We start from the raw sequence: 23,012 nt of genomic DNA, 5'->3' as shown, positions 1-23,012 counted from the left end.
TGTTGAAGAAGGTTTGTATGCAATTGGCATGCTTCGTCGTAATAGCCTTCACTACGATGATGGTGCAGGCTAACGATAAACCCAAAGTTTTGCTGATGATGTCCAGCCATACCGCGAAAGCCAAGGGGGAGCTGTTATCTGATTTGGCTGCGGACCAGCCGTTTACCCTGGAGATATTTAACAGCAAAGGGAAGAGTGAAGAGCAAATAGAGCAGGCCTGGGGTTCCTCTAGCCTGGTGATGCTTGACGGTATCAATCCGGCACTCTCCCAATTTATGTTTGGGAAATACCAGCCGCTACTAACCCAGTTCCCCAAAGTGCCTGTGCTTTCCCTGGGAGATGCCGATAACGCCTCCATGAATCAGGGGCTGACTGTTGAACAGCACCAATCCATCGCTGCGTATTTCAATAATGCTGGGCGTCAGAACTACCGGCACTTGATGCAGTTCCTCTCCTCCAAAGTCTTTGGCCTCTCTGAGCAGCCTGTAGTCGACCCAATTATTGTGCCTAAAGTGGGTTTTTATCATCCGCGTCTGCCAATCCTGGTGACTGACAGCGAAGGGGATTTCTTTAATTGGCTGCAGGTATCCGCAGAGCAGCCGGTTATAGGTCTGGCTATCCATCGCTCAGTCGTGGATTACGAGCAGCAGCAGGTTGTAGATGCCATCTTGGCTGGCCTGGAAGAAAAAGGTGCTATGGCTTTTGCCTTTTTCTTTGAAGGTGAGGATCTGCCGCTTTCCTATCCGGATTTACTGCAAGACGAAGCGGGGCAAACGCGTGTTGATCTGATGATCAATTACCGCTCCCTCCATTATGTGAGTAAACGTCGCGCGGAGTTCGAAAAGTTGGGTGTCCCGGTGATTCATGCCCTGAACTATACCGAGGGCAGTGAAGCGGATTATCTTGCCGATAATAGTGGGGTCTCTCCTTCGTTAACTCCATTCTTCCTGGTGATGCCCGAAGACACAGGTAGTATCGATCCGGTAATTGTTGCTGCAAGTGAAGATGGCAATAAGGTTGTAATGACAGACCAGCTCGATGCGTTGGTGGAACGCGCCTGGAGTCACGCCTCTCTTGGCTACAAAAAAAACAACCAGAAAAAAGTGGCTACCTTTATCTGGAACTACCCTCCCGGTGAGAAGAATATTGGTGCGGCCTTCCTCGATGTCCCTTCTTCTATTGAGTCTATCGCCAAAGCCATGGCGGAGCGTGGCTATCAAATAGAGCAGCAGGACTCCAAGACCCTGATTGCCTGGGCGGGCCAATTGCTGCGCCCTTATTATCGCCGTGAAGACAGCGTGGCACTGATTGATAAAGGTTTGGCGGACTGGATGCCACTTTCCACCTATGTCGATTGGTTTAATCGTTTGCCGGCCTCTGTGCGTGATCCCATTGTGGAGCGGTGGGGTAAGCCGGAAGATAATGCCATGTTGGCAGATTATGATGGTGAGCGGGCGTTTGTGATCCCACGCATGACATTGGGTAACCTGATTGTCCTGCCGCAGGGGGTGCGCGCGGATAATGCCAAAGATCACGCCTCCCTCTATCACGATATGAAAACGCCGGTAAACCATGCCTACCTGGCGGTTTATCTCTACGCGCGCAAAACTTTCGGGGCTGATGCCTATATTCACTTGGGAACACATGGTTCCCAGGAATGGCTAACCGGTAAGGAGCGTGGACTCTCTGTGTACGACGCCCCAAATTTGGCTCTGGGTAATATCCCGGTATTTTATCCCTACATTATTGATAATGTAGGCGAAGCTATGCAGGCCAAGCGTCGCGGACGTGCGACGATGATCAGCCATTTAACACCGGGCTTCGCTAAAGCGGGTCTTTATGCCGAAGTGGCCGAACTCTCTGAGTTGATTGGTAATTACCTGATACTGGAAGAAGGGCAAACCCGGCTGAATACCCAGGAGCGCATTATCGCCCTGGCGGACAAGCTGAATATGCTCAAGGATCTGGAAATCAACGCTGAAACCCTGCAAGCTGATTTCGATGGCCAGCTCAGTCGTCTTCAGGACCACTTGGCCCAACTGGCTGAAATGAGCCAGCCACTGGGTATCCATCGTTTTGGTCAGCTGCCCAAGTCAGAGCATCTCACCAGCACCATGCTGCAAATGCTGGGTGAAAACTTTATCTCCGCCGCCGGCCAATATGAGAGCGACCAGGGCCTGAGTTTGCCGCAGGATCAGGTGCTGGATGAACGCAATGTAGTCGCCTTGGAAGCACAGCCGGGTTATCAGCTGTTAAATGCCTACCTGGCTGGCCGCAAGTTGCCAGAACTTTCTGAAGAGCTGCAAAATTACCTGCAGCAGGGCCGGGAGTATGCCGATAACTTTGCCGGTATCGCTGAGCTGCAAAACCTGATGCTGGCGCTCGACGGTGAGTACATTCCGGTGAGCTATGGGGGTGACCCTATTCGCAACCCGCAGGCAGTGCCTACCGGTCGCAACCTGATTGGATTCAACCCTGCCAAGGTGCCGTCCAAGGAGGCTTATGAGGCCGGCGTGCAACTGATGGAACAAACCATTGCCGACTATCGGGAAAAACACGGCCGTTTCCCGGATAAGCTGGCATTTTCCCTTTGGTCCCTGGAGACGATGCGTCACCAGGGTGCGTTGGAAGCGCAAATACTGCATGCGCTGGGTCTCAAGCCCAAATGGAATCAGCAGGGCAATGTTACTGGAACTGAGGTGATTCCCTATTCAGAGCTAAAGCGCCCTCGTATCGATGTGGTGATCTCTGCTACGGGCCTTTACCGCGATGCATTCCCTAATGTGATGCTGTGGCTGGCGGAAGCCATCGATAAAGTGGCGCAGATGAAGGAGGAGAACAACTTTGTTTATCGCCACAGCCAGGCCTTATTGAAGCAACTAAAGGAAGAAGGCAGTTCCGAAGAAGATGCGCGCTATCTTTCCTCTGTACGTATTTTCTCCAATGAAAGTGGCAATTATGGTACCGGCCTGAATGGTGCCAGCCTGGCTTCCGGCAGCTGGGAGACAGACGATAAACTAGCCGATCTGTATATGCGCCGCATGGGCTTTGCCTACGGTAAGGATGAATCCCGTTGGAGCGAAGACCAGCGCAATGTTGCACTTTATGGCAAGGTGCTTTCCGGTACCGATGGAGTGATATTCTCGCGCTCCACCAATCTCTACGCAATGATGACTAATGACGACCCTTTCCAGTATTTTGGTGGTATGGGGCTTGCGGTGCGCAATCTCGATGGTAAGACACCCGAAATGTATGTCTCCAACTTGCGTCGCAAGGACAACATTAAAGCCCAGACCCTGGGAGAATTTGTCAATCAGGAAATGCGTAGCCGTTATTTCCATCCCCGTTGGATTGAGGCGATGCAGGAATCCGGCTATGCCGGCGCAACGGCGATCCTGGATCGGGTGAACAACATGTGGGGCTGGGAGGTGATGACTCCGGAAACCATCCGCGACGACCAATGGCAGGAGATGTTTGAGGTCTACGTGGAGGATAAATACCAAATGGATATGCGTGAGTTCTTTGAGGAGCACAATGCGGAAGCCCTGGCGCAAATGCTGGAGCGCATGCTGGAGGCTGTGCGCAAAGGCTACTGGCCTGCCGATGCAGAAACGCTAAGGAAAATGGTGGAGACTTACACCGAGCTCGCCAACCAGCACGACGTAGCAACAGACAATGAGAAATTTACTGACTTTGTGAATCAGCAGGCCCTTGGATTTGGTCTTGCCCCGCTTGTGAGTGGCCAGACAGTAGATAATGTCGCTGCCAGCGCTCCCGCGTCTCAGCAAGTTAGTGGGCAGAAACTAGAACAAGTAAAAGAGCCCACAGCTCAGGACAAGCCCCGGGACTTCTTGTGGTTATTACTGTTGGTAATTGTTATCACTGGATTTATTAGCGTATTTTTTGAGCGCTTTTTTGAGGGGGGAGGGCAGCGAGTGACCCATGTCTAGGCATTGGGGGTTACCGGTGGCGATAAAAGCCAATCCTAAAGTCACTTTTTGATCAGTTAAGGCCAGCAATTCTTACCAGCGTTGCTGGCTTTTTCTTTTTTGGCAGAAAAAATTTTGAGCTAATGTTGTTGTCATTTTTCAGGAACCTGTCGATATTTTTTCGTATCCAGCAGGTAAAGTCAGAGAACACTCACAGGCTACCCGTACAGGGATGACATTTTTGTGAAATAATTCTGAAAAATTAATTGCGTGGAAATTAGCATTAAGCGTCTCAGCATAGTGGTCCATGTTAGGAAAGGTTAAGTCTCGGTTCTGCTGTAGCTCATTAAGTAATCAGCACCATTGAGGTTTTTCTGAACTAGCATAAATATTTTGCAGTGAGAAGCTAATGAGAAAAATAATTCCACTGATTGCTCTCCTTTGTGCGGGAGGGTATTTTTTCTGGGCAAAGAGTCAAACAGATAGCCCACAACCGATTACTGAAAAACCAGTCTCACCTCCCTCCAAGAAAATTGTTCCAACTGAAACTAAATCTACAGAAGAAGTGGTAGAGGTGCCTTCCGCCCAAGAGCAAGAGGCGAATCCTGATAGTGCCTTGATGTGGGCAGAATCGGATGTCGCAAGGCAGGTTTTACATGAGTCAGGGCGCTTGCCGCTTGATTTAAATGGAGAGACATATCTTGAGATTGATGTAGAGGCTCTGAAGAATTTATCTATTGGAGACTATGTTGATATAGAAATGCCTGGGGTGAAGGGAAATTACGATGCTCAGGTGGATAAAGTCCAGGAGCATGCAAGTGGGAATAAAAGTGTACAAATGAACCTGCCTGGTTATGGTAGCGTGTATTTTGTAAATTTCACAATTGGCAAAAACTCGGTATATGGTAATTTAACATTGCCTTCAGGCTCATACTCCCTAGAGGCGCAGGGAAATTATGCTTGGGTGGCTTCGAAAAAAGATTTAACCAGGAGTCACTTGGAGGAAGAGGTAAAATTAAAGTAAGAATTTATCTAATGTTGGGGTAGGAGTTATCTTACCTGGCTAGCAGCAAAGGGAGTGCTGCTTGAAGTGCCTGTTACTGCCAGAAGCGATTGCTTTTACAGGTGGAAAAGAGAGTAGGGAGTAATCTATTTTCCAGTTAAGGCGAGTGCATTTTGTGATTTGATCAGTTTGACCAAAGATGTAACCGGTTTCATTGGTTGGATCACAAAGATTGGGGTAAATAATTTAATAATAAAAGGAACTGCTATGAAGCTAAGAAACAGTTTGGCTGCCGCAATAACGGCTCTTACCATCTCTGGAGCGGCAAGTGCGGAGACGATAAAAATTGCGGTTTGGTATACCGACCCTGCGGCTCAGTATACTGGTGATATTTCCGTAATGGTTGATAATCTGATCAGTACTTCTAACCGTATCTACGAGAATAATGGCCTGGATATTCAGCTGGAATTGGTAGACTCAAGAGAGTATTCCAAGGAGGACCTCCTCATTAATGGAGACAACCTCAATGAATTTTCTGGCTTAACTGAGTACTTTGCCGAGGATAGTACGCCGACCTACGCTGAAATTACGCAAGTGGCTCCCGGCCCAGTTGGGGTGCAGCGTCAACTTTTTGAAGCCGACATGGTTGCTCTGTTAGGCAAGGGCGAAGAAGTTTGGGAAGATGGACGCTTTCTTGGTACCCGCTGTGGAGTAGCCTGGGGCGGAATAGGTAGTAACGGTGTAATGGATCCTAGTGCCAAGCGCTTGGCCTATAGTTTGACTGCAGTTGATTGTGGGGGTACTGATCTTACATTTATTCATGAGCTGGGCCACAACATGGGGCTGACTCATTCTCGCCAACAAGGTGATACCAGTGGTTATGTTTACCGTTGGGGACTTGGTTACGGTGTAAATAACAGTTTCTCCACTATTATGGCGTATCCATCTGCATTTGGAAGCGCTGAAAGACTGGATACATTTTCTGATCCAGGCAAAATCTGCAACGGGTTACCGTGTGGCGAGAGAAATCGGGCTGATGCTCATAGAGCATTGGAGCCGATTATTGATGATGTAGCTGGCTATTATTAATCTACTTTTACTCTCTTGATCTATTGAGAAGTTATTGACCGTTAACTCCATTGTTTTGGGGAGGGCTTTGCCCTCCCTTTTTTTGTTCTTTAACTTTTGGGTTGACTTGTTCTGCAGGTGTCTTTTTTATCTTTTGGTGTAATTTATCGCACCCTTTTTTTTGGTTATAGCTTTATAACCATTTAAGTTCCTCAAGTGGATGAACTTCTCAATATTTTTAAGGACTTATATTTGTTGGTTGCGATGAGGTTTGCAGTTTTTTATGATTTTGTTGTCGGCTTCAGTTGCGATCATTTTTTTATTTTTCTTATCTGTGAAGTGTTTTCAAAAAAATATTTTGAGGTCCTGATACCATTCTTCGTCTGAGTCTGGGCGATAGCGAGAATGTCTGGAAGTAACCTTTTCTGGTTGATATTGCGAGAAAAAATTTTCTTCTGAAGCTTGGGGGTTTCGGGAGTGTTATTTTAATAAATGAATGTTGGGGTAGTGAGCTGTGAAGAAGTTGATATTTCCTGTTTTGGTGATCTTGCTAGGGGCTGGATATTATTTTTGGTCTAAAGGGCAGTCTAATGCTGAAAGACAGGTCGCAAAAATTCCAGAGCCTAAACTGGCTATTGATAGGTTTCCTGTAGAAGACTCTTTGGATGAGGTTGTTGAAGGTGAGGCATCCGCAATGGATGAGCCTCTGGAAGAGGTTGAAAATATTCTTTGGGAAGAGTCAGAGTTAGCCAAGCAGGTACTTCATGAAAATGGTCGCCTACCAAAAGATCTCAAGGGTGAAACTTACCTTGAGCTTAATGTGGATATGTTAAGGAATTTAGAGATAGGCGAATATGTTGATATGGATCTTCCTGGAGTGGAAGGTGACTACGATGCTCAGGTGGGAAGTATTCAACAGCACGCGAGTGGAAACAAAAGCTTGGAATTAAACTTTCCGGGGCATGCACGCCTCTTTGGGGCCACAATAACGCTAGGAAAGGATGTGGTTTATGCTCAGCTGAACCTGCCATCGGGCTCTTACACTATGGAGGCACAAGATGGTTTTGCATGGATTGCGCCTAATGGGGCTTTAATTCAGGGTCATGTAGAAAACGGTGATCTACGTAGAAAGCCATCGTCCCAAGGTAAGAAGTTAGAAGGCGGCGATCTTTTAGTTGAAGATGAGCTGTAAAGAATCTAAAGATGAGAGATGCATAGTTTCAAATCTTTAGGTCGACAAGGGATGTGTCTATATGTAGCCCGCAAATATTAAGAGTTTATTTTCTCGATAGGTTGGAAAAAAAGGATAGTTTCTTTGCGGGTTAGGGTGCAAAAGCATGTCATGTTGGCAGTTGATCAATTTTTGCAGCTGCCAAAAAAGTACATGCATTAATTATATAAAAAAGGAAGACTACAATGAGTCTCAAAAAAAGTTTAGCTGCTGCCGTTGCAGCTGCTGCAGTTTCCGGTTTTGCACAGGCTGAAACTGTTGATGTAGGCATCGTATATACAGATCAAGCGGCAGCTTATACTGGCGACATTTCTGCAAAAATTGATCAGTATATTGCTTATGCCAATAATTCTTTTAAAAATAACCTTGTTGATATTCAGCTAAACTTGGTAGGTACAGCGAGAACCTCTACAGATCGCCGCCCTACAGAAAGTGACATCGATACTATCACCGCGAGTAGCAGCTACCAGAACTGGCGTGCTTCAAAAAAAGCGGACATGATCATTTTGTTGGGCATGGCCGAAACTGATGGTCGTTATACCACTTGTGGTATCGCCTGGGTTGGTCAAGGTAGCAATGGCACAATGTATGCCTCTACCCGTGATCAAGCTTATAGCATCACTGCCGTAGACTGTGGCTACAACACTTTCGTTCATGAGCTTGGCCACAATATGGGCCTGAGTCACTCTACTGCTCAGCAAGGTACTCCTGGCGTGTACTCCTATGGTTATGGCCATGGTGTACAAAATAGGTTTACCACGATTATGGCTTATCCGCATGTATTCGGTACTACAACCCAGTTTGATATTTTCTCAGATCCGGATTGGGTAGCCTGTGATGGTTTACCTTGTGGTGAAAGAAGAAATGGTGTTGATATCTCAAACGCGTACCGCGCAATTGGCCCGATCGTAGATGATATTGCAGGTTATTACTAATAGCTCGCTGTATCTATATGATCAAAGCAAGCCGTCATTTTATATTTAGTGGCAGAAGCTTGCACTTCTAGTCTTCGACTAGAAAAAAGCCGGGGAAAACCCCGGCTTTTTTGTTTGACGACTGTTAGTTGCTAAAATTACGCGGATACAACTTAAGCTATGTATGTCCGAGCCAGGCGAGCTTATAACTTATTGAAAAAGCGAATACTGAGTGGGTAGCGCCAAAAAACGCCCTCATTGGCTCGGATGGCCCCAATACGAATAAAAACTACATTAATGCCTTCTCTTGCAATTTTACGTTTCATGTAAACTTTAATATGGCTGAATTTCACCCGGCTAGCGTTCAGTTGCTAAGCGAGCGGCAAGGCCGAGGAAAATAGCCCCCAGGATGCCCTCCGAATGTCGAGTAAATGCGGCGGGCTGTTTAAATACGTGTCCCAACCTGCTAAATGCAAGAGAAAATATTGTATTGACTATGAGGGCTGTGGTACTGAGCAGAATGCCAAGAAGTAATATTTGGGGCATAAGGGGCTCTGTACTTGTGGTGAACTGCGGTAAGAACAAGCTAAAAAATAAAAGCGCCTTCGGATTCATTAAATTATTAATCAGGCCTCTACTGAGGAGCTGCCAAGGAGTTAGCCTTTCTGTTACAGGTTGAGTGTTCTGAACCGAGAGGTTGGCGCGCCAGCTACGCAATAGATTAAATCCAAGCCAGGCAAGATAGAGGGCTCCGATAGTCTTTACTACTATGGCGACCAATGGCATGGCCTGCATTATTTGGCCGAGGCCAAATGCGACGAGTAGCGTTTGAATAAGTCCTGCAATGAAAATCCCCAAACCGATTAAAAATCCAGCCAAAAAACCTCTTGTGGCGGAGTAGGTCGATATCAACACTAAATCTGGACCTGGTGAGATGGCCAATAGGGCAGATGCCCCAAGGAAGGCGGTTAAAATATGAATTTCGGGCACAAAGAAAACTCCTAGGGGACTTGTAGTTGGGGATTATAACCCTGGGATCAGTACTTCCCCTGAAAAGTAATGTCATGTTATGAGGAAATGCAAATTGTACTTTTGCTTTAGATGATGCAGCGTAGTTATCTGGAGAGGAGGGTTATTGGGGAGATAATCGGAGTCTTGGGCTTAAGTCAGAAAATGGGCCTTTACTAAGAGTATTTATTTGTGGGTCTCTTGGTTGTAAAGGAATATTCACCTTTTTCGAATGCAGGCTAGGGTTGATAGTGTAACCTTAAGTTTGTTTGGCTCTTCGCACAATCAACCCCGCCTCTGCTTCTCAGTAGGCCCCTACTGCTCCTGTATCATTTCCACTGGGCCATGATCATCACAGTGATCACCGTGTACATGATGCAGGTGTCCATCTACCAGGTAATCGAAGTGATCTCCATGGGGAATACGTTCGTGTCCGCAGTTTTCCCCATGGACATGAGTGGCGTGTGTGCTGGTAGTGATAGGATTGCAGCTCGCGGGATTTTTGCTGCTGACTTCCAGCACGTGCTCATCATAGTGGCCATGGTGGGGATGGTGTAGATGGCCATTGTGCAAATAACAAACATGGTCTCCATGCCGTATAGCGGCATGCCCGCAATGGGGGCCGTGCTTATGGGAGTGGTTGTCCGCCTGATGACATGAAGAACTGGTCATTTTGAGCCCTCAATGGTGGCACTGAACTTCTAAATACATCCTTGCCAGCTACAACAAGGACTCCTTCCGTGCATTCGCATAATTCTACTTTAGAAACGCATTGACCCCTTTCAAAGCAATAAATACGTCTTAGGGTCTGTGGCAGCGTCTGCTCACTTCACCGGGAGGATATCTGGCGGAATCTTACTTCCTTAGCAAATATGACCAAATACAGGAAATGGCCACAAATTACCCCGTCACCCGCATTGCAATCGATTGCAATACTGCTTTATAGTTGTTCCAAAGTGTCGTCTCACAGGACAGGTACATAAATTGCAATCGTTTGCACTGGCGTGTACCAGACACATCTCAAAATCCAATAAGAATGACGATGAGAGGGAAGTTTTAATGAAGAAGAATCCTCTAGCGCTGGCTATACCTCTTGGGGCCATGCAGCTGGGCTTCTGGGGCTATGCCACAGCCCAGGAAGCCGCTTCACCATTGGCGTCTGAAGATAGGGTGATTGAGGAAGTGATCACCACGGGAACCCCAGGTGGTGCCGGTATAAAAAAGCTGGATGCGAGCTTTTCAATCACAACCCTGAGTGACGATGAAATCGGTAAAGCCTCCCCGTCTAGTACTGCAGATTTGCTGAAGTCTATCCCAGGTCTTTGGGTTGAAAGCTCTGGCGGGGTATCTGGCGCAAACATTGATGTACGGGGATTTCCGGGCGGCAGTGACGCTCCGTTTGTTACGGTCTCTATGAATGGCTTGCCACTTTACCCGGCACCGACTCTTTCTTTCATGGAAAACTCCTCTCTATTCCGAGTGGATGAGACTATCCAGCGCGTAGAAGGCCTGCGCGGTGGCCCTAGCCCGGTTTACTCTAACGGCCAGCCGGGTCTCACGACCAATTTCATTTTGAAAGAGGGGACCGAAGAGACCGAGGGTCGCTTTAAATACACCACTTCGGACTATGACCTTCAAAGGGCTGATGCCCTTCTGACCGGAAAGCTCAGCGAAGATGTGTACTACATGATGGGTGGGTATGTGAGTTCTTCTCCCGGTATTCGCGATGCCGGTTTTGATGCGGAAGAAGGTCACCAGTTCACCTTGCACCTGACTAAAGAGATGGACAACGGCAAAGCCGGTTTCTACGTACGAGATACTAAAGATACTGGCACCTGGTATCTGCCAAATGCTTCCTTCCTGGCAACTGACTACACCCAAGTGGGTCCCAGTAATCGCAAGGTTTCAGTACCCATTTCCCAGGCCGACGGAAATGGTGGCTCTGAAACGCGCTGGGAAACTTTTGATATGGGAGAAGGCCGTGGTTGGGACGGCAGCGTAGCTGGTGCCTACCTTGAGCTGGACCTGGGCAATGGTTGGAGTCTTACTGAGCGTTTTGGTTTGACCAGCGGTAATGCCGATACTTTAGGCTTTGTTCCCAATGGTCGCCCGGTATTACCCAGTGAGTTGCGATACGACGATGGTACAAGCGTGACTTCAGCTACTACCGTGTCTGGGGCTGAGGTCAGTAATGATACTTTGTTGCAGCAATTCGGTGCTTGGGTAGTACGAAAAGATATTGAGGCAACGACCAACGATATCAGCCTAGCCAAAGAGTGGGATGACTTTAAGGTAACCGCAGGTTATTACACTTCTAGTTGGGAAGTTGATGAGTGGTGGAGCCTTGGAAACCAAGCGTACTATGTGCTTGGTCATGATGGTGAGCAAGTTGCTGGCGATATTTCTTGTGATGATAAAGAACTCGACCCAGTTCTCTGTTGGAGCCATGATCTTGAAGCGGTAGGTGATGCCCGAGAAAACGCATTCTACATTGCAGGTGAGTTTTACCTGAGCGATTTCACTTTTGATTTGGGTGTGCGCTCTGCAAATCGTGAAACAAACTACTCAGTAGATGAAGGTGTTCGTGATGGTATTTTTAACACCTATAAGGCGGATGAAGAGGGTACTGCCTATACAGCTGCAGTAGATTGGGCCTTCGCTGAGAATATGGGGGCTTTCTTCCGTATAAATTCAGGCTTCAAATTTGCGGACTTTGATAATTATCGCGAGTTTGGCGAGAGCTTCCGCGCGGGTTCCGATCTGATTATCGATATCGACCAATATGAGCTGGGCTACAAGCTGCAGGATCAAGACTACTCGCTGTTTGCCACCCTTTTCTACAATGAAACCCAGGGAATGCCTGATTGCATTATTGGTAGCACCACATGCGCCCGCCTGGAAACAGAGGCGTTGGGTCTTGAGCTGGATGGCAAGGCCCACTGGGGTGACTTCACTTTGGGCCTGAATGCAACTTTGCAGAAGCCAGAAATCACCAGTGGTGACTTTAAAGGCAATCAAGTGATGCGCCAGCCCGAGTACCAAGTACGCCTAAGCCAGAACTACGATTTCACGATCAACAATATTGATATGGCAGTGTTTGGTGGAGTAAGCCGAGTAGGTGATCGTTTCAATGACAGTAAAAACTCGGTGACGCTGCCGGGTTATACCAAGGTTGATTTTGGAGCAGTGGCTTACTTAAACGATATTACCGTTCAGCTTGCACTGGATAACCTCACCGATGAGGAGGGCATTACCGAGGGAGATCCAAGGGATCCTCAGGCAACCAATGTTCGTTATATCCTGCCGCGCAATATCAAGTTAAGCATCGCTTACGACTTCTAATTTAACTCAAACCTCTCCCGCAGGTTTTCTGAGCTTTGCCGCACAATTTCTATTGTGCGGCTTTTTTATGCCTGCCTTCTTGCCACTTGTCTATAAAATACCTGGATTGGTCGAACTTTCAGCATTATTAAGATTGATTATTGTCCCTAGCAATTATTGAGACTCTTATAAAGTAAATATTATAGTGATTTCCCTGGCAAAGTTTTTCTGGGATAGTGCCTGTAGATGTTGCTGGATAAATTGGTACGTTGTACGAGTTGTTCTTTCGGCAGGCATATTGTTCAGTTAAATATGCAGCATTCTGTGTCGGGTAAATAGTGTTATTTGAATTAGGTGAATGAGGGATAGGAGTTACGGGTTTGTCAATGGTTTGGGTGCCGATACTCACCGTAGATATTATGTAAGCTATAAATTCCAAGGAAGATTATGAAAATTTATACCGCATTTCTTCTCAGTGTTCTTTGTTGCTTAGTTTGGGCGCAAGATGAGCATAAATATGAGTTTGTTACCATTGGAGGGAATGTAATATCCTATCTTTGTAAAGAGGAGGGTGAGGGGAAAAAAGTAGTATTGATGGTTTCAGGTATGGGGTTAGATGCCCATAGTACCTATAAAAATACCTTTCATAAATTCTCTTCTAATGATTTTATGCTTTGTATCTACGATCGGCCTGGAGCTGGAAAAAGTGCGCATGCTGTTCCAAAAGTTAGATCGATGGATGCGCTTTCTGCTGAGCTTGAGGCCTTCGTGGAGTTTAAAAAGTGGGATTCCGTAGTTCTTGTGGCCCACTCATTTGGTGGTTTAGTAGCAAAGGCATTTGCAAGTGAAAACCCCAGTAGGGTGTCTGCCCTTCTATTTGTGGATGCAGCCCATGAATCCTGGTACGGAAACCTGAAGTCTTCTTTATCCAAGGAGGGCTGGGCAACGATGCAGTGGATTATGGCGTGGGAAAAGGAAAAGCATTCCTTCGAAGATTTTGCAGAGTCTGCATCAAAACCAGAGCGTTATAAGTTAAAGAAAGAGATTCCAATCACGGTTATGAGTAGAGGGTTGCCACATACCGCAATTCGTCAGACTAAAATGAGTTATGCAGATGTAGATGCTTACAACAGGACTTGGGATCAGTCGCAAATTGAACTCACCAAGATTAGTGATAACGCCAAACATGTAATTATGAAATACTCCTCGCATCTGTACGATGAAACCGATCCGTGGATTGTACTTGAAGAGCTGAATCAACTTTTATCTAAAGTTAAGCCTTCCCCTGAAGAATATCAGGAACGTAGGACATCAAACTAAAGTTTGATGCTATTAAAGAATCCCGGGCTCAATTTTAGTGAGAATTTTTATTTTTATAAATGTGCTCAGGGTTGATCTGGTAATGTGTTGCCCCTAAATAGGGTAATTGTCAAATTAAGCCTGAACCAATAGGTGGGACGGTTTTCATGGTGCGGGCTTAATAAGTAGTACCCACTTGCAATGACCTGCCAAAGAGTACCTGTGATCAAGATGTAAACTGGGTCAAAATAATGTGAATCGCGACTCAGTCCCAAAGAGTTAAGCCTGTATTCCTCTGTTGGCACTTCCTGTCTCAGGTGAATGGTTTAGTTGTACGTCAACTTTTCTTGGCTATTAAATCCAATTGCCTCGGTTTAATTAAAAAAGAAGCCTAGTCATCAACTTAGATTACACTTCTATAGCACCAGAACACTATTTTCTGTAAAGATCCCAATTTCAGTTCAATAAGAGGGTTGCATGTCTATTGATCTTATCGATGCACAGGTTTCATCTACAGGGCAGTTTGAGATCCTATCCAAGTATGAAATTAATCGGCTTAGTAGCGAGAGCCGTGGTTCACAATACCAAACCTTTAGAAACTGCTCACTAGCGGTGCTAAATAGTGGCGGTTTTATGGATGATGGTAAGGAGCTTCTGGAAACCTTTGCTAATTTTGATATCTCTGTTGTCCCCACAGAGCGCAGTATAAAACTACAGCTTAGAAACGCCCCGGCCAGTGCTTTTGTTGATGGCAAAATTATCAGTGGTATTGCAGAGCATTTGTTTGCGGTATTGAGAGATATTATTTATGTAAATAGTGAAATTACCGGCAGTAAGTTACATGACTTAACATCTTCTCAGGGCATTACTGATGCGGTTTTTCATATTATGAGAAATGCCGGTACCTTCGATAGAGTCCGCACGCCTAGGCTAGTAGTATGCTGGGGAGGGCACTCAATCTTATCTGAAGAGTACGATTATACTAAGCAGGTCGGTTATGAATTGGCTCTGCGCCACCTTGATATTTGTACCGGTTGTGGGCCGGGAGCAATGAAGGGGCCAATGAAAGGTGCCACTATTGGACATGCCAAGCAGCGCGATCGCCATGGACAGTACCTTGGTGTTACCGAACCCGGTATTATCGCTGCAGAAGCACCAAATGCAATCGTCAATCAACTGGTTATTCTCCCAGATATTGAAAAACGCTTAGAAGCTTTTGTACGCACAGGTCATGGCATTGTAGTTTTCCCAGGGGGGGCGGGTACTGCTGAGGAGATCATCTATCTCCTGGGGATACTCCTACACGAAGAAAATAAGGATCAACCATTCCCTGTTATCTTCACCGGCCCACCTAGTGCAACGGAATATTTTGTTCGTATTGATGAATTTATCGCCTCTACTTTGGGTAAGGAAGCTCGTTCAAGATACCAAATTATTATTGATAACCCACAGGAAGTTGCTAGACAAATGTCGGTAGGCATACAAGAGGTCAAGTCCTTCCGCAAAGCAACGGATGACGCCTATTATTTTAACTGGAAGTTAAAAGTCGCTAACGAATTTCAGCAGCCGTTTATACCAACTCATGAAAGTATGCTGAACCTCGCCTTACATAAAAGCCAAGAACCTTATCTATTAGCTGCCAACCTGCGACGTGCATTCTCTGGCGTCGTATCTGGTAATGTGAAAAATGAAGGGATTCGGATGGTTGAGGAGTATGGACCTTATGAGCTGCGTGGTGATTCGAGCATTATGCGCAGCATTGATATTATGCTGGAGTCTTTTGTGAAACAACAGAGAATGAAGTTGCCGGGTAAAGAGTATGTTCCCTGCTATAAGGTAATTTCCAAGTAGTTTCAGAATTTTCTATCAGAAATAGTAATGTGCAAGGGATGCTAGGTGGGGTAGGGCTCTTTACAATGCTGCCCTCTATTTGAGAAGGCCTCTGGAAAAATAATTATTATGTACAGTAAAAATTACACTCCTTTGTGAGTTTGCTGTGTAACCTAGATATAAAAAGATGTTTAGTGGGACTAAAGAAAAATCTCTGCTTTAATTGGCTTGTTATTATGACCAGTTAGTTGTTAATAAGGATTTATATGAAAGACCATAACTATTACAACAAGATTTGCGAAGGTAAACTTCCAGGGCTTCTCGGGATTGAGCTTGTGAAAGTTGCTGAGGGCGAGATCCATGCAGAGATGAGAATTTTGGAGTCTCATCTGGCACCTAATGGCTACTTGCATGCTGGTAGCGTCGTTTCTTTGGCCGATACGGCCTGTGGCATTGGTTGCTTGGCGAACTTACCAGAAAAGGCTTCTGGCTTTACTACTGTTGAACTGAAGTCGAATCATCTGGGAACAGTTCGTGATGGGGTTGTTCTTTGTGCTGCAACACCTGTTCATAAGGGGCGGACCACTCAGGTATGGGATGCTTCCGTAGTCTGTAAGAGTACGGGTAAAAAGCTGGCTTTATTCCGCTGTACGCAATTGATTTTATACCCGTGACCGATGATTGCCCCTAGCTTGAACAGCAGTACTGATTTGCAGGGGCTCCTTCTGGAAGTTATATTCTTACCATATTGGGAGGATGATCGATCCGAGTCACTCTCCCCCTTGCCTTATAAGAATAATCCGCTGGTGCTTTTCAAATGCTTCGTCCATTTCTACTTGTTCTAATATTTTTCTCTTTAGTTTTTCCCGTTCTCGCTGAAGAAAAGCCATCTGGCCAGCTAGATAGTTGGCGATTGGTGAGCTTTAAAAATGAGCCGTTATTGAATTTACATCTATATTTGTATGAATTGGCAAGAGATAAAAATCTATATGCGGCTCTAAAGAAGGAGGAAGGCATTGTTACTGATCAGTTGTACCTCTTCGAGAGGGCGATCAATGATTATATTACACATGGGGCTGAAAAAAATATTAATATTATTCGGTCTAGCGGGGAAGTGGCAGATCTAACAGCCCTGCTTTTATCAGGCACTCCTGTCGATTCTGAATCAGTTAACAATAACTTATATGCTCATTTGCAGGAGCTTTCCACTCTTTATAATGAGCAAATGTGGGGTCTGCATAGAGAAAGTAACTTTAGGTGGTATCTAAGCTTACGGGAAAAGCTGGATGTGTATGGTGACCCAATTGCTAGCCGGCTCGAAGACCTCTTTGGTGAAAAACTGCTAGTAAATGCGCATACAGTGAATATTGTCTATAAGCCTGGTATGCGACAGGGAGCTACCACTTCAGGAAGAAGTTCTCAAACCATTATCAATAGTAACTATTCAGATTACTCAGGCTGGCTTGCATTAGAAATGTTTTTTCATGAGTTAACACATGCTAACAGTGTGAATCGCAAAAGCAAACTTCAAGGGATAATCAGCAGTGAGTTTGATAAATATGACTTAAAGGCTCATAAACATATTTGGCATCCAATTCAATTTTATACAGTTGGTGAAGTTGTTAGAAGAGTTATTTCAGAGGAAGAGCCAAATTTCACAGATTACGCAACACTGAACGGTTTATATGTTGGGCGCTGGAATTATAAATCCCTTCTTGATAAGTATTGGATGCCTTACTTGAATGGTTTGGTTTCAATGGAGGAGGCGGTAGCTGATCTTGCCAAAAATCTGTCAAACGAAAAGCGTGAGAATTAGGTGCCTCTTTGGTTGGGATCAATTTTAAGGTTATTGTTAATTTCATTATAGGTCTTAAAGGAATAGTCATGCAGCCTATCAAATTATCTGAACACCCTGAAGGGGGGAGATTTCTTGAGGTTTTCAGATCCAATGCAGTGGTGACCAATAACAAAGGGCAGAGGAGATCAGCGCTCACTCACATTTACTTTTCATTAGATAAAGGCGAGGTAAGCCGATTTCATAAAGTGCAATCGGATGAGGTGTGGAATTTATATCAAGGCGCAGGGCTCTATCTTTATACTTGGAATGACTTGGATAAGAATGTTCAGAGGATGGAAATTTCATCCAAAAATAATACGTTTTGTCAGGTTGTTCCAGCTGGAACTTGGCAGGCAGCTGAACCTATTGGAAAGACAGTACTGGTAGGCTGCTCCGTTGGGCCAGGATTTGAATTTGCTGATTTTAGTCTGATTGATCCACAATCGATTGAGGCTAAAAAGTTAATCTCCATAAATTCCGACATGTTGAAGTTTATTTAGTTTTAGATGGGTGATTGTTCTCCTGAAAATGAAGGGGTAAAAGGGTATCTATAGCATTGTAGGCCATATATTCCTTACTATATTTGGGGGTTGATTGTTGGTTTGGGGTTTATAAGTCTGGGGAAATGGGGCTGGTAATTTTGCTCAATCACACAGTGAATTCTTAGGAAAGGTCAGATACTTATTCTGGTTTTTATTTCTTCGAGTACACGTATTTTCCAAATATGCGATATAGGGTGATTTCTCCTTTACAACATTAGAAAGCAAGTATCACTGAATAGAAGGAGAGCAATCTTTCTATTCAGCTTGAATATTGATTTTGCAACAGCTCTTACATTTAACTGATTGAAGCTGCGTGGATAGCAGAAAGAAAAAAGTCTTTAGGGACGAACTCCGACAGGCTGCCGACAATAAAATCAGCTTCTCTCAGGGAATTTTCACTCCCCACCCCAACAGCAGTCATACCGTTGGCTGCTTTGATCGCAGCGACCCCGGCAGCAGCATCCTCAAAGGCAACACAGAGTTCAGGTTCAACTTGTAGGCCTTGCGCTGCTGCGAGGAAAATATCCGGGCTGGGTTTAGGTGCGGACTGTTCTGGATCGGCAATTGTTGAGAAGTAATGTGATATCTCCAATGCTTGCAAAACGGCCGGCGCATTCTTACTGGCTGATGCCAGGGCAATGGGGATTTGTTTCTCGTTTAACCAAGCGAGAAGCTCCCCAGCACCGGGCAGTAGATCTTTTGGAGATAAGCTGCGAATCAGTTTCTGATAATAACTATTCTTTCTGCTAGCTAGATCGATCTTTTCCTTTTCACTAAACTGATCGCTCTCTTCCCCAAGAATCACTTCCAGTGAGGCCATACGCTCCAGCCCCTTAAGCCTTTCACTGGTATCTTCAGCCCATGGGCGTTTGAGTTCTTGGGCCAGTTGGTGCCAGGCTTTCAGGTGTAGTCGTGCGGTATCAGCGAGTACACCATCCAGATCAAAAATTGCTGCACGATAGATCACTGTGTTACCTCCACTGGTGGTGCTATCTCAAATGTTTGGGTTTCGCCTGCTGCGAGAAATACGGGTTTATGGACGTGATGAAGGTTGATGGGCTCGCCAGTTATCAGGGTATAGCTGGCATTACTGTAATTGATGTCCACTTCCAGGGTGCGACCACGGAATTGCAGGCGGAAGCGATAACCTTCCATACCCTCGGGTACAAACGGGGCGAAGCTCAATTTGGTACCACGCAGGCGCATACCGGCAAAGCCCTGCACCATGCACATCCAGGTGCCGCCCATACAGGCAGTATGGATACCGTGCTGAGTATTATTGTGGTGATTGTCCAGGTCCATTCGTGCTACTTGCTGGAAGTAGTCGAGCGCTTTTTCCGGGTATCCCACCTCGCTGGCAATAATGCTGTGGATGCAGGCGGATAGGGTAGAATCGTGTGTAGTGAGCGGTTCGTAAAAGTCGAAGTCGCGGCGTTTTTGTTCAATGGAAAACTCGGAACTTTCGAGCAATAGTCCCAAGACTACATCTGCCTGCTTGCAAACCTGATGTCGATAAATTACCAGTGGATGGTAGTGCAGTAGCAGGGGGTAATGATTTGCCGGTGTTTGCTCAAAGTCCCACACTGGCTTGTCGAGGAAGCCATCATCCTGCGGGTGAATACCTTGGGATTGGTCGTAGGGGAGGTACATGGCCTTTGCGGCTTTTGCCCAAAGCATGGGTTCCTGTGGGCCCAGTTGTATACGTTGGGCCAAGGCCAGGCACGCTTCTGGATCAAAGGATTGCAGCCACTGGTATACCTCTGCAGCATACTCCAAATGCGCACGGGCCATCAGGTTGGTATAGAAGTTGTTATCTACTAACGCGGTATATTCATCCGGGCCAGTGACTTCATTAATACAAAATTGGTTGTTGCGGCGAGGATTGAAGTGGCCGATTTCCATCCATAGGCGGGCCCCCTCAATAACCAGCTCCGCCCCTTTTTCCCGCAGAAACTCCGTATCACCAGTGACTCGGCTGTAGTGGCGCACTGCATAGGCGATATCCGCATTGATATGAAACTGGGCAGTGCCGGCAGGGTAGTATGCAGAGCACTCCTCCCCGCCAATGGTGCGCCAGGGAAAGAGTGCGCCCTTGCTGATCGCCAGCTCTCGGGCACGGGCACGGGCCGCATCCAGGATCGAGTGGCGATACTCCAGCAGGTGGCGGGCCATATTGGGCTGGGTGTAGAGAAAAAACGGCAATACATAGATTTCTGTATCCCAGAAATAATGACCGTCGTAACCATCTCCCGAGAGCCCTTTTGCAGCGATATTCGTGCGTCCATCCCTGCCAAGGGATTGGAATAGGTGGAAAAGATTAAATCGAATACCTTGCTGTAGGCTGTCGTTGCCAAACACCTGGATATCGGATTCTTGCCAGAATTTATCCATCTCGATGCGTTGGGCCTTGGCATATTCGGCAAAATTTTTATTGGCGCTGAGTTCAAGGTATTTGCGCAATGGTCCAGCTTCAATCGGCTCAGCCCTTTGCTCTGCGAAGTAAGCTAGGTATTTTGTCAAGCACAGGGGCTTGCCCCGCTGGGCATTGCAGCGATATTCGGTGGCTACTCGGTTTTCATGGCGTAGATTGGTCACGGTGTGGCCCGCACTAGCCTGCAAGCGGTGTATGGCTGCGCAGCGAATCTCATAGCCGCTACTTCTGACTGAGAGCGGTAGTGCCAAGTAGTCACCATCAGCGACGTTATCCAGCCATTGGATATCCTCCTGATTGATGGGAGAAGCCAGGCGTGGATCGTCGCTGTGCTCGGCTTGATCGAGATTGCCATCCAGCCCCGTCAACAGGCGTATTTCCCCATCAAAATCCAGTGGAGTGACTTCAACATGGATGAGCACTAGGTGTTTTTCAGTTAGGCAGATTTGGCGCTGGGTTTTGAGCCTGAGAGTTTTCCCAAAAGGCGAACGCCAGGTGAGGCTGCGCGCAAGGGTTGCGCTGGCCATATCCAAGTGGCGCTCGTACTCAAGTAGTGCACCCTCCGCGAGGCTGAAACGCTCCCCATCAATCCAGATTTGAATACCCTTGCCGTCCGGTACCGTTAGCATGCGCTGATTATTGCGGGCGTAGCCGTAAGCGGCCTCGCCGTAGCGAATAGGTTCACTGGCATAGACCCCATTGAGGTAACAGCCATCAGAAAAGGGCTCGGGATCAAAGCCTTCCTCAAAGGTGCCTCTCAGGCCAATAAAACCATTGCCCAGGGAGAATAGGGTGGCGTTAAGAGGGTAGTCATCCGCTTGAAACTCTCTTTCCAGCAGGCCCCAGGGGTGAATTTCAAGCTTATGTTGTTGTTCTTTCTTCATACCACTTACACAGAAACTGATGGTTAGGTGCTTTGCCAAAGTAATTAGTGCTTTGGGCAACTGCCTGCAGTCTATCGCTTGTACACATTGAAATGCAATCGATTGCATTTCGGAGGTAAAAAATCTCCTTGTACGGTAACTATGTGCTATTTGTGAGTATAAATATCCATTAACTTATTGATAATAAAGAATTTATTGGCATTTTTGTTATCTAGTAACCTGCTTGTCTGACCGGCGATCGCGGAATGGTCTCTGTTTGGCAGCTTGAAATATTGCAAACGATTGCAATTCTTTTGTGGTAAGTCATACTGCTGAGTTCTGGGGGCGTGAAAATTTACAGTCATCAACCCACACTAAGAGATCAAAAAATGTACAATAACAGGCTGGTACGGCTGTACGCCTGAGCCATAGACCGATAAAGATTTCCTTATGAACAATCAGCGCATACTGCTTTCCCTATTCGCCATCTACTTTGTATTCGCCATTCTCTTGAACAGTGTCGGCACTGTGATACTGCAGGTGATTAATACTTACGACGTGAGTAAATCTGCAGCCAGTGTATTGGAGGGCTTTAAGGATATCCCCATCGGCATCGTATCTTTTCTGGTTGCTTCGCAACTGCCTCGTTTCGGATTTAAGCGCGCCATGCTGATGGGGCTCGCTATTGTTACCGGGGCTTGTATTGCCATGCCCCTATTGCCAGGTTTCTGGACAGCAAAGCTACTGTTCCTTTCCGTGGGAGTCGCATTTGCCTTGGTGAAGGTCGCGGTTTATTCAACTGTGGGCCTGTTAACCCGTGGTCCAAATGAACATGCGAGTATGGTGAATACCCTGGAGGGGGTATTTATGGTGGGGGTTCTTGGTGGGTATTGGCTGTTTAGTGCCTTTATCGACTCTGCAAATCCAGGTTCCACAGCTTGGTTGAGTGTGTATTGGGTGCTGGCCGCGATTTGTCTGTTTGCCTTTATTTTATTGTCGCTGACAAAAATGGATGAGTCGGGTACCCGGGTTGAGGGCACCAGTCCACGGCAGGATTTCTGGGCAATGATAAAGCTGATGGCCAAGCCCCTGGTTTATATTTATGTAATTTCCGTTTTTATCTATGTGTTGATCGAACAGGGTATCGGCAGCTGGTTGCCCACGTTTAACAATGAAATTTTGAAGCTACCAGCGGCGATGAGCGTCCAGGCTGCCAGTATTTTTGCCGCAGGGCTCGCCTTGGGCCGCTTAGGGGCAGGGGCCATTATGCGGCGTTTACACTGGTATCCAGTGCTGAATGTCTGCCTGCTGGCAATGGCATTACTGGTGGTACTGACTCTTCCGCTATCCAGTGATGTGCAGGCCAACCCGGATATCAACTGGTTCAACGCGCCGATTGCGGCCTTTATTCTGCCTCTGATTGGCCTGTTTATGGCTCCCATTTATCCGGCAATCAACTCGGTGATGCTGAGTTCACTACCGACCCATCAGCATTCGGCGATGACCGGGCTACTAGTGATTTTTTCTGCACTGGGGGGCACTACCGGTTCCCTGATTACGGGTTCGGTTTTTGAAGCCTTTGATGGCCAAGTGGCCTTTTACTTATCACTGGTGCCGATCTCGGTAATTCTAGTCAGCTTGTTCTTTTTCCGTAGGGCAGTGGAAGGGCGAGAAATTGGGGCCTCAGCCAGGCTGACGGTTTGAGCTATCAGGGTTCATTTTACAAACTCTTGTAG

16 protein-coding genes are annotated in these 23,012 nt (G+C 46.5%); 12 read left to right on the top strand and 4 right to left on the bottom strand.

The window, feature by feature from the left end:
• Positions 1 to 17: 17 nt before the first annotated feature.
• The 5 genes from cobN to ACJJIO_RS01355 all read left to right on the top strand — a co-directional run bounded on the left by cobN (position 18) and on the right by ACJJIO_RS01355 (position 8,166).
• Positions 18 to 3,950: a cobaltochelatase subunit CobN gene (gene cobN, locus ACJJIO_RS01375; RefSeq protein ID WP_444909916.1), complete on the top strand. Its 3,933-nt coding sequence runs from the start codon at positions 18 to 20 to the stop codon at positions 3,948 to 3,950.
• A 388-nt stretch (positions 3,951 to 4,338) separates the two neighbouring features.
• The gene (locus ACJJIO_RS01370) at positions 4,339 to 4,953 is read left to right on the top strand and encodes a protease inhibitor BamI-like protein (protein WP_444909915.1); all 615 of its coding nucleotides are present in this window, start codon (positions 4,339 to 4,341) and stop codon (positions 4,951 to 4,953) included.
• 246 nt (positions 4,954 to 5,199) lie between these two features.
• Positions 5,200 to 6,021, top strand: a complete 822-nt coding sequence (locus ACJJIO_RS01365; RefSeq protein WP_252085493.1) for a reprolysin-like metallopeptidase — start codon at positions 5,200 to 5,202, stop codon at positions 6,019 to 6,021.
• A gap of 493 nt (positions 6,022 to 6,514) precedes the next feature.
• A complete protein-coding gene (locus ACJJIO_RS01360) occupies positions 6,515 to 7,192 on the top strand; it encodes a protease inhibitor BamI-like protein (RefSeq protein ID WP_444909914.1) in 678 nt (225 codons plus the stop codon).
• 224 nt (positions 7,193 to 7,416) lie between these two features.
• A complete protein-coding gene (locus tag ACJJIO_RS01355; RefSeq protein WP_252085495.1) occupies positions 7,417 to 8,166 on the top strand; it encodes a M12 family metallo-peptidase in 750 nt (249 codons plus the stop codon).
• Positions 8,167 to 8,502: 336 nt separating this feature from the next.
• Here the strand turns inward: ACJJIO_RS01355 and ACJJIO_RS01350 are convergent, their stop codons facing one another.
• Both ACJJIO_RS01350 and ACJJIO_RS01345 read right to left on the bottom strand, forming a co-directional pair.
• Positions 8,503 to 9,135: a LysE family translocator gene (locus ACJJIO_RS01350; RefSeq protein WP_444909913.1), complete on the bottom strand. Its 633-nt coding sequence runs from the start codon at positions 9,133 to 9,135 to the stop codon at positions 8,503 to 8,505.
• 333 nt (positions 9,136 to 9,468) lie between these two features.
• Entirely contained in the window at positions 9,469 to 9,825 is a 357-nt protein-coding gene (locus ACJJIO_RS01345) for a hypothetical protein (RefSeq protein ID WP_444885317.1), read from the bottom strand.
• 387 nt (positions 9,826 to 10,212) lie between these two features.
• Between ACJJIO_RS01345 and ACJJIO_RS01340 the strand changes: the two genes are divergently transcribed.
• The 6 genes from ACJJIO_RS01340 to ACJJIO_RS01315 all read left to right on the top strand — a co-directional run bounded on the left by ACJJIO_RS01340 (position 10,213) and on the right by ACJJIO_RS01315 (position 17,940).
• Entirely contained in the window at positions 10,213 to 12,495 is a 2,283-nt protein-coding gene (locus ACJJIO_RS01340) for a TonB-dependent receptor (RefSeq protein WP_444909912.1), read from the top strand.
• Between the two features lie 426 nt (positions 12,496 to 12,921).
• Entirely contained in the window at positions 12,922 to 13,794 is an 873-nt protein-coding gene (locus ACJJIO_RS01335) for an alpha/beta fold hydrolase (protein ID WP_444909911.1), read from the top strand.
• 456 nt (positions 13,795 to 14,250) lie between these two features.
• On the top strand, positions 14,251 to 15,624 hold the full coding sequence (ppnN, locus tag ACJJIO_RS01330) for a nucleotide 5'-monophosphate nucleosidase PpnN (protein ID WP_444885314.1): 1,374 nt from the start codon (positions 14,251 to 14,253) through the stop codon (positions 15,622 to 15,624).
• A 245-nt stretch (positions 15,625 to 15,869) separates the two neighbouring features.
• Complete coding sequence (locus ACJJIO_RS01325; RefSeq protein WP_444885313.1) at positions 15,870 to 16,277, top strand: PaaI family thioesterase; 408 nt, start codon at positions 15,870 to 15,872, stop codon at positions 16,275 to 16,277.
• Positions 16,278 to 16,420: 143 nt separating this feature from the next.
• Positions 16,421 to 17,419, top strand: a complete 999-nt coding sequence (locus ACJJIO_RS01320; protein WP_444909910.1) for a hypothetical protein — start codon at positions 16,421 to 16,423, stop codon at positions 17,417 to 17,419.
• 68 nt (positions 17,420 to 17,487) lie between these two features.
• Complete coding sequence (locus ACJJIO_RS01315; protein ID WP_444909909.1) at positions 17,488 to 17,940, top strand: cupin domain-containing protein; 453 nt, start codon at positions 17,488 to 17,490, stop codon at positions 17,938 to 17,940.
• 337 nt (positions 17,941 to 18,277) lie between these two features.
• On the opposite strand, the gene pgmB is transcribed toward ACJJIO_RS01315, so the two are convergent.
• Positions 18,278 to 18,949, bottom strand: a complete 672-nt coding sequence (pgmB, locus tag ACJJIO_RS01310; protein ID WP_444909908.1) for a beta-phosphoglucomutase — start codon at positions 18,947 to 18,949, stop codon at positions 18,278 to 18,280.
• Positions 18,946 to 21,297, bottom strand: coding sequence for a glycoside hydrolase family 65 protein (locus ACJJIO_RS01305; RefSeq protein ID WP_444909907.1), 2,352 nt, complete (start codon positions 21,295 to 21,297; stop codon positions 18,946 to 18,948). Before ACJJIO_RS01305 ends, pgmB begins: the two co-directional genes overlap by 4 nt.
• 429 nt (positions 21,298 to 21,726) lie before the next feature.
• On the opposite strand from ACJJIO_RS01305, the gene ACJJIO_RS01300 reads away from it, so the two are divergent.
• Complete coding sequence (locus tag ACJJIO_RS01300; protein ID WP_444909906.1) at positions 21,727 to 22,980, top strand: MFS transporter; 1,254 nt, start codon at positions 21,727 to 21,729, stop codon at positions 22,978 to 22,980.
• Positions 22,981 to 23,012: the final 32 nt, after the last annotated feature.

The organism is Microbulbifer mixtoriginis (SeqCode), from assembly GCF_052467235.1.
The sequence above is the reverse complement of the archived record's forward strand: the minus strand, read 5'-3'. Positions and strand labels throughout refer to the sequence as shown.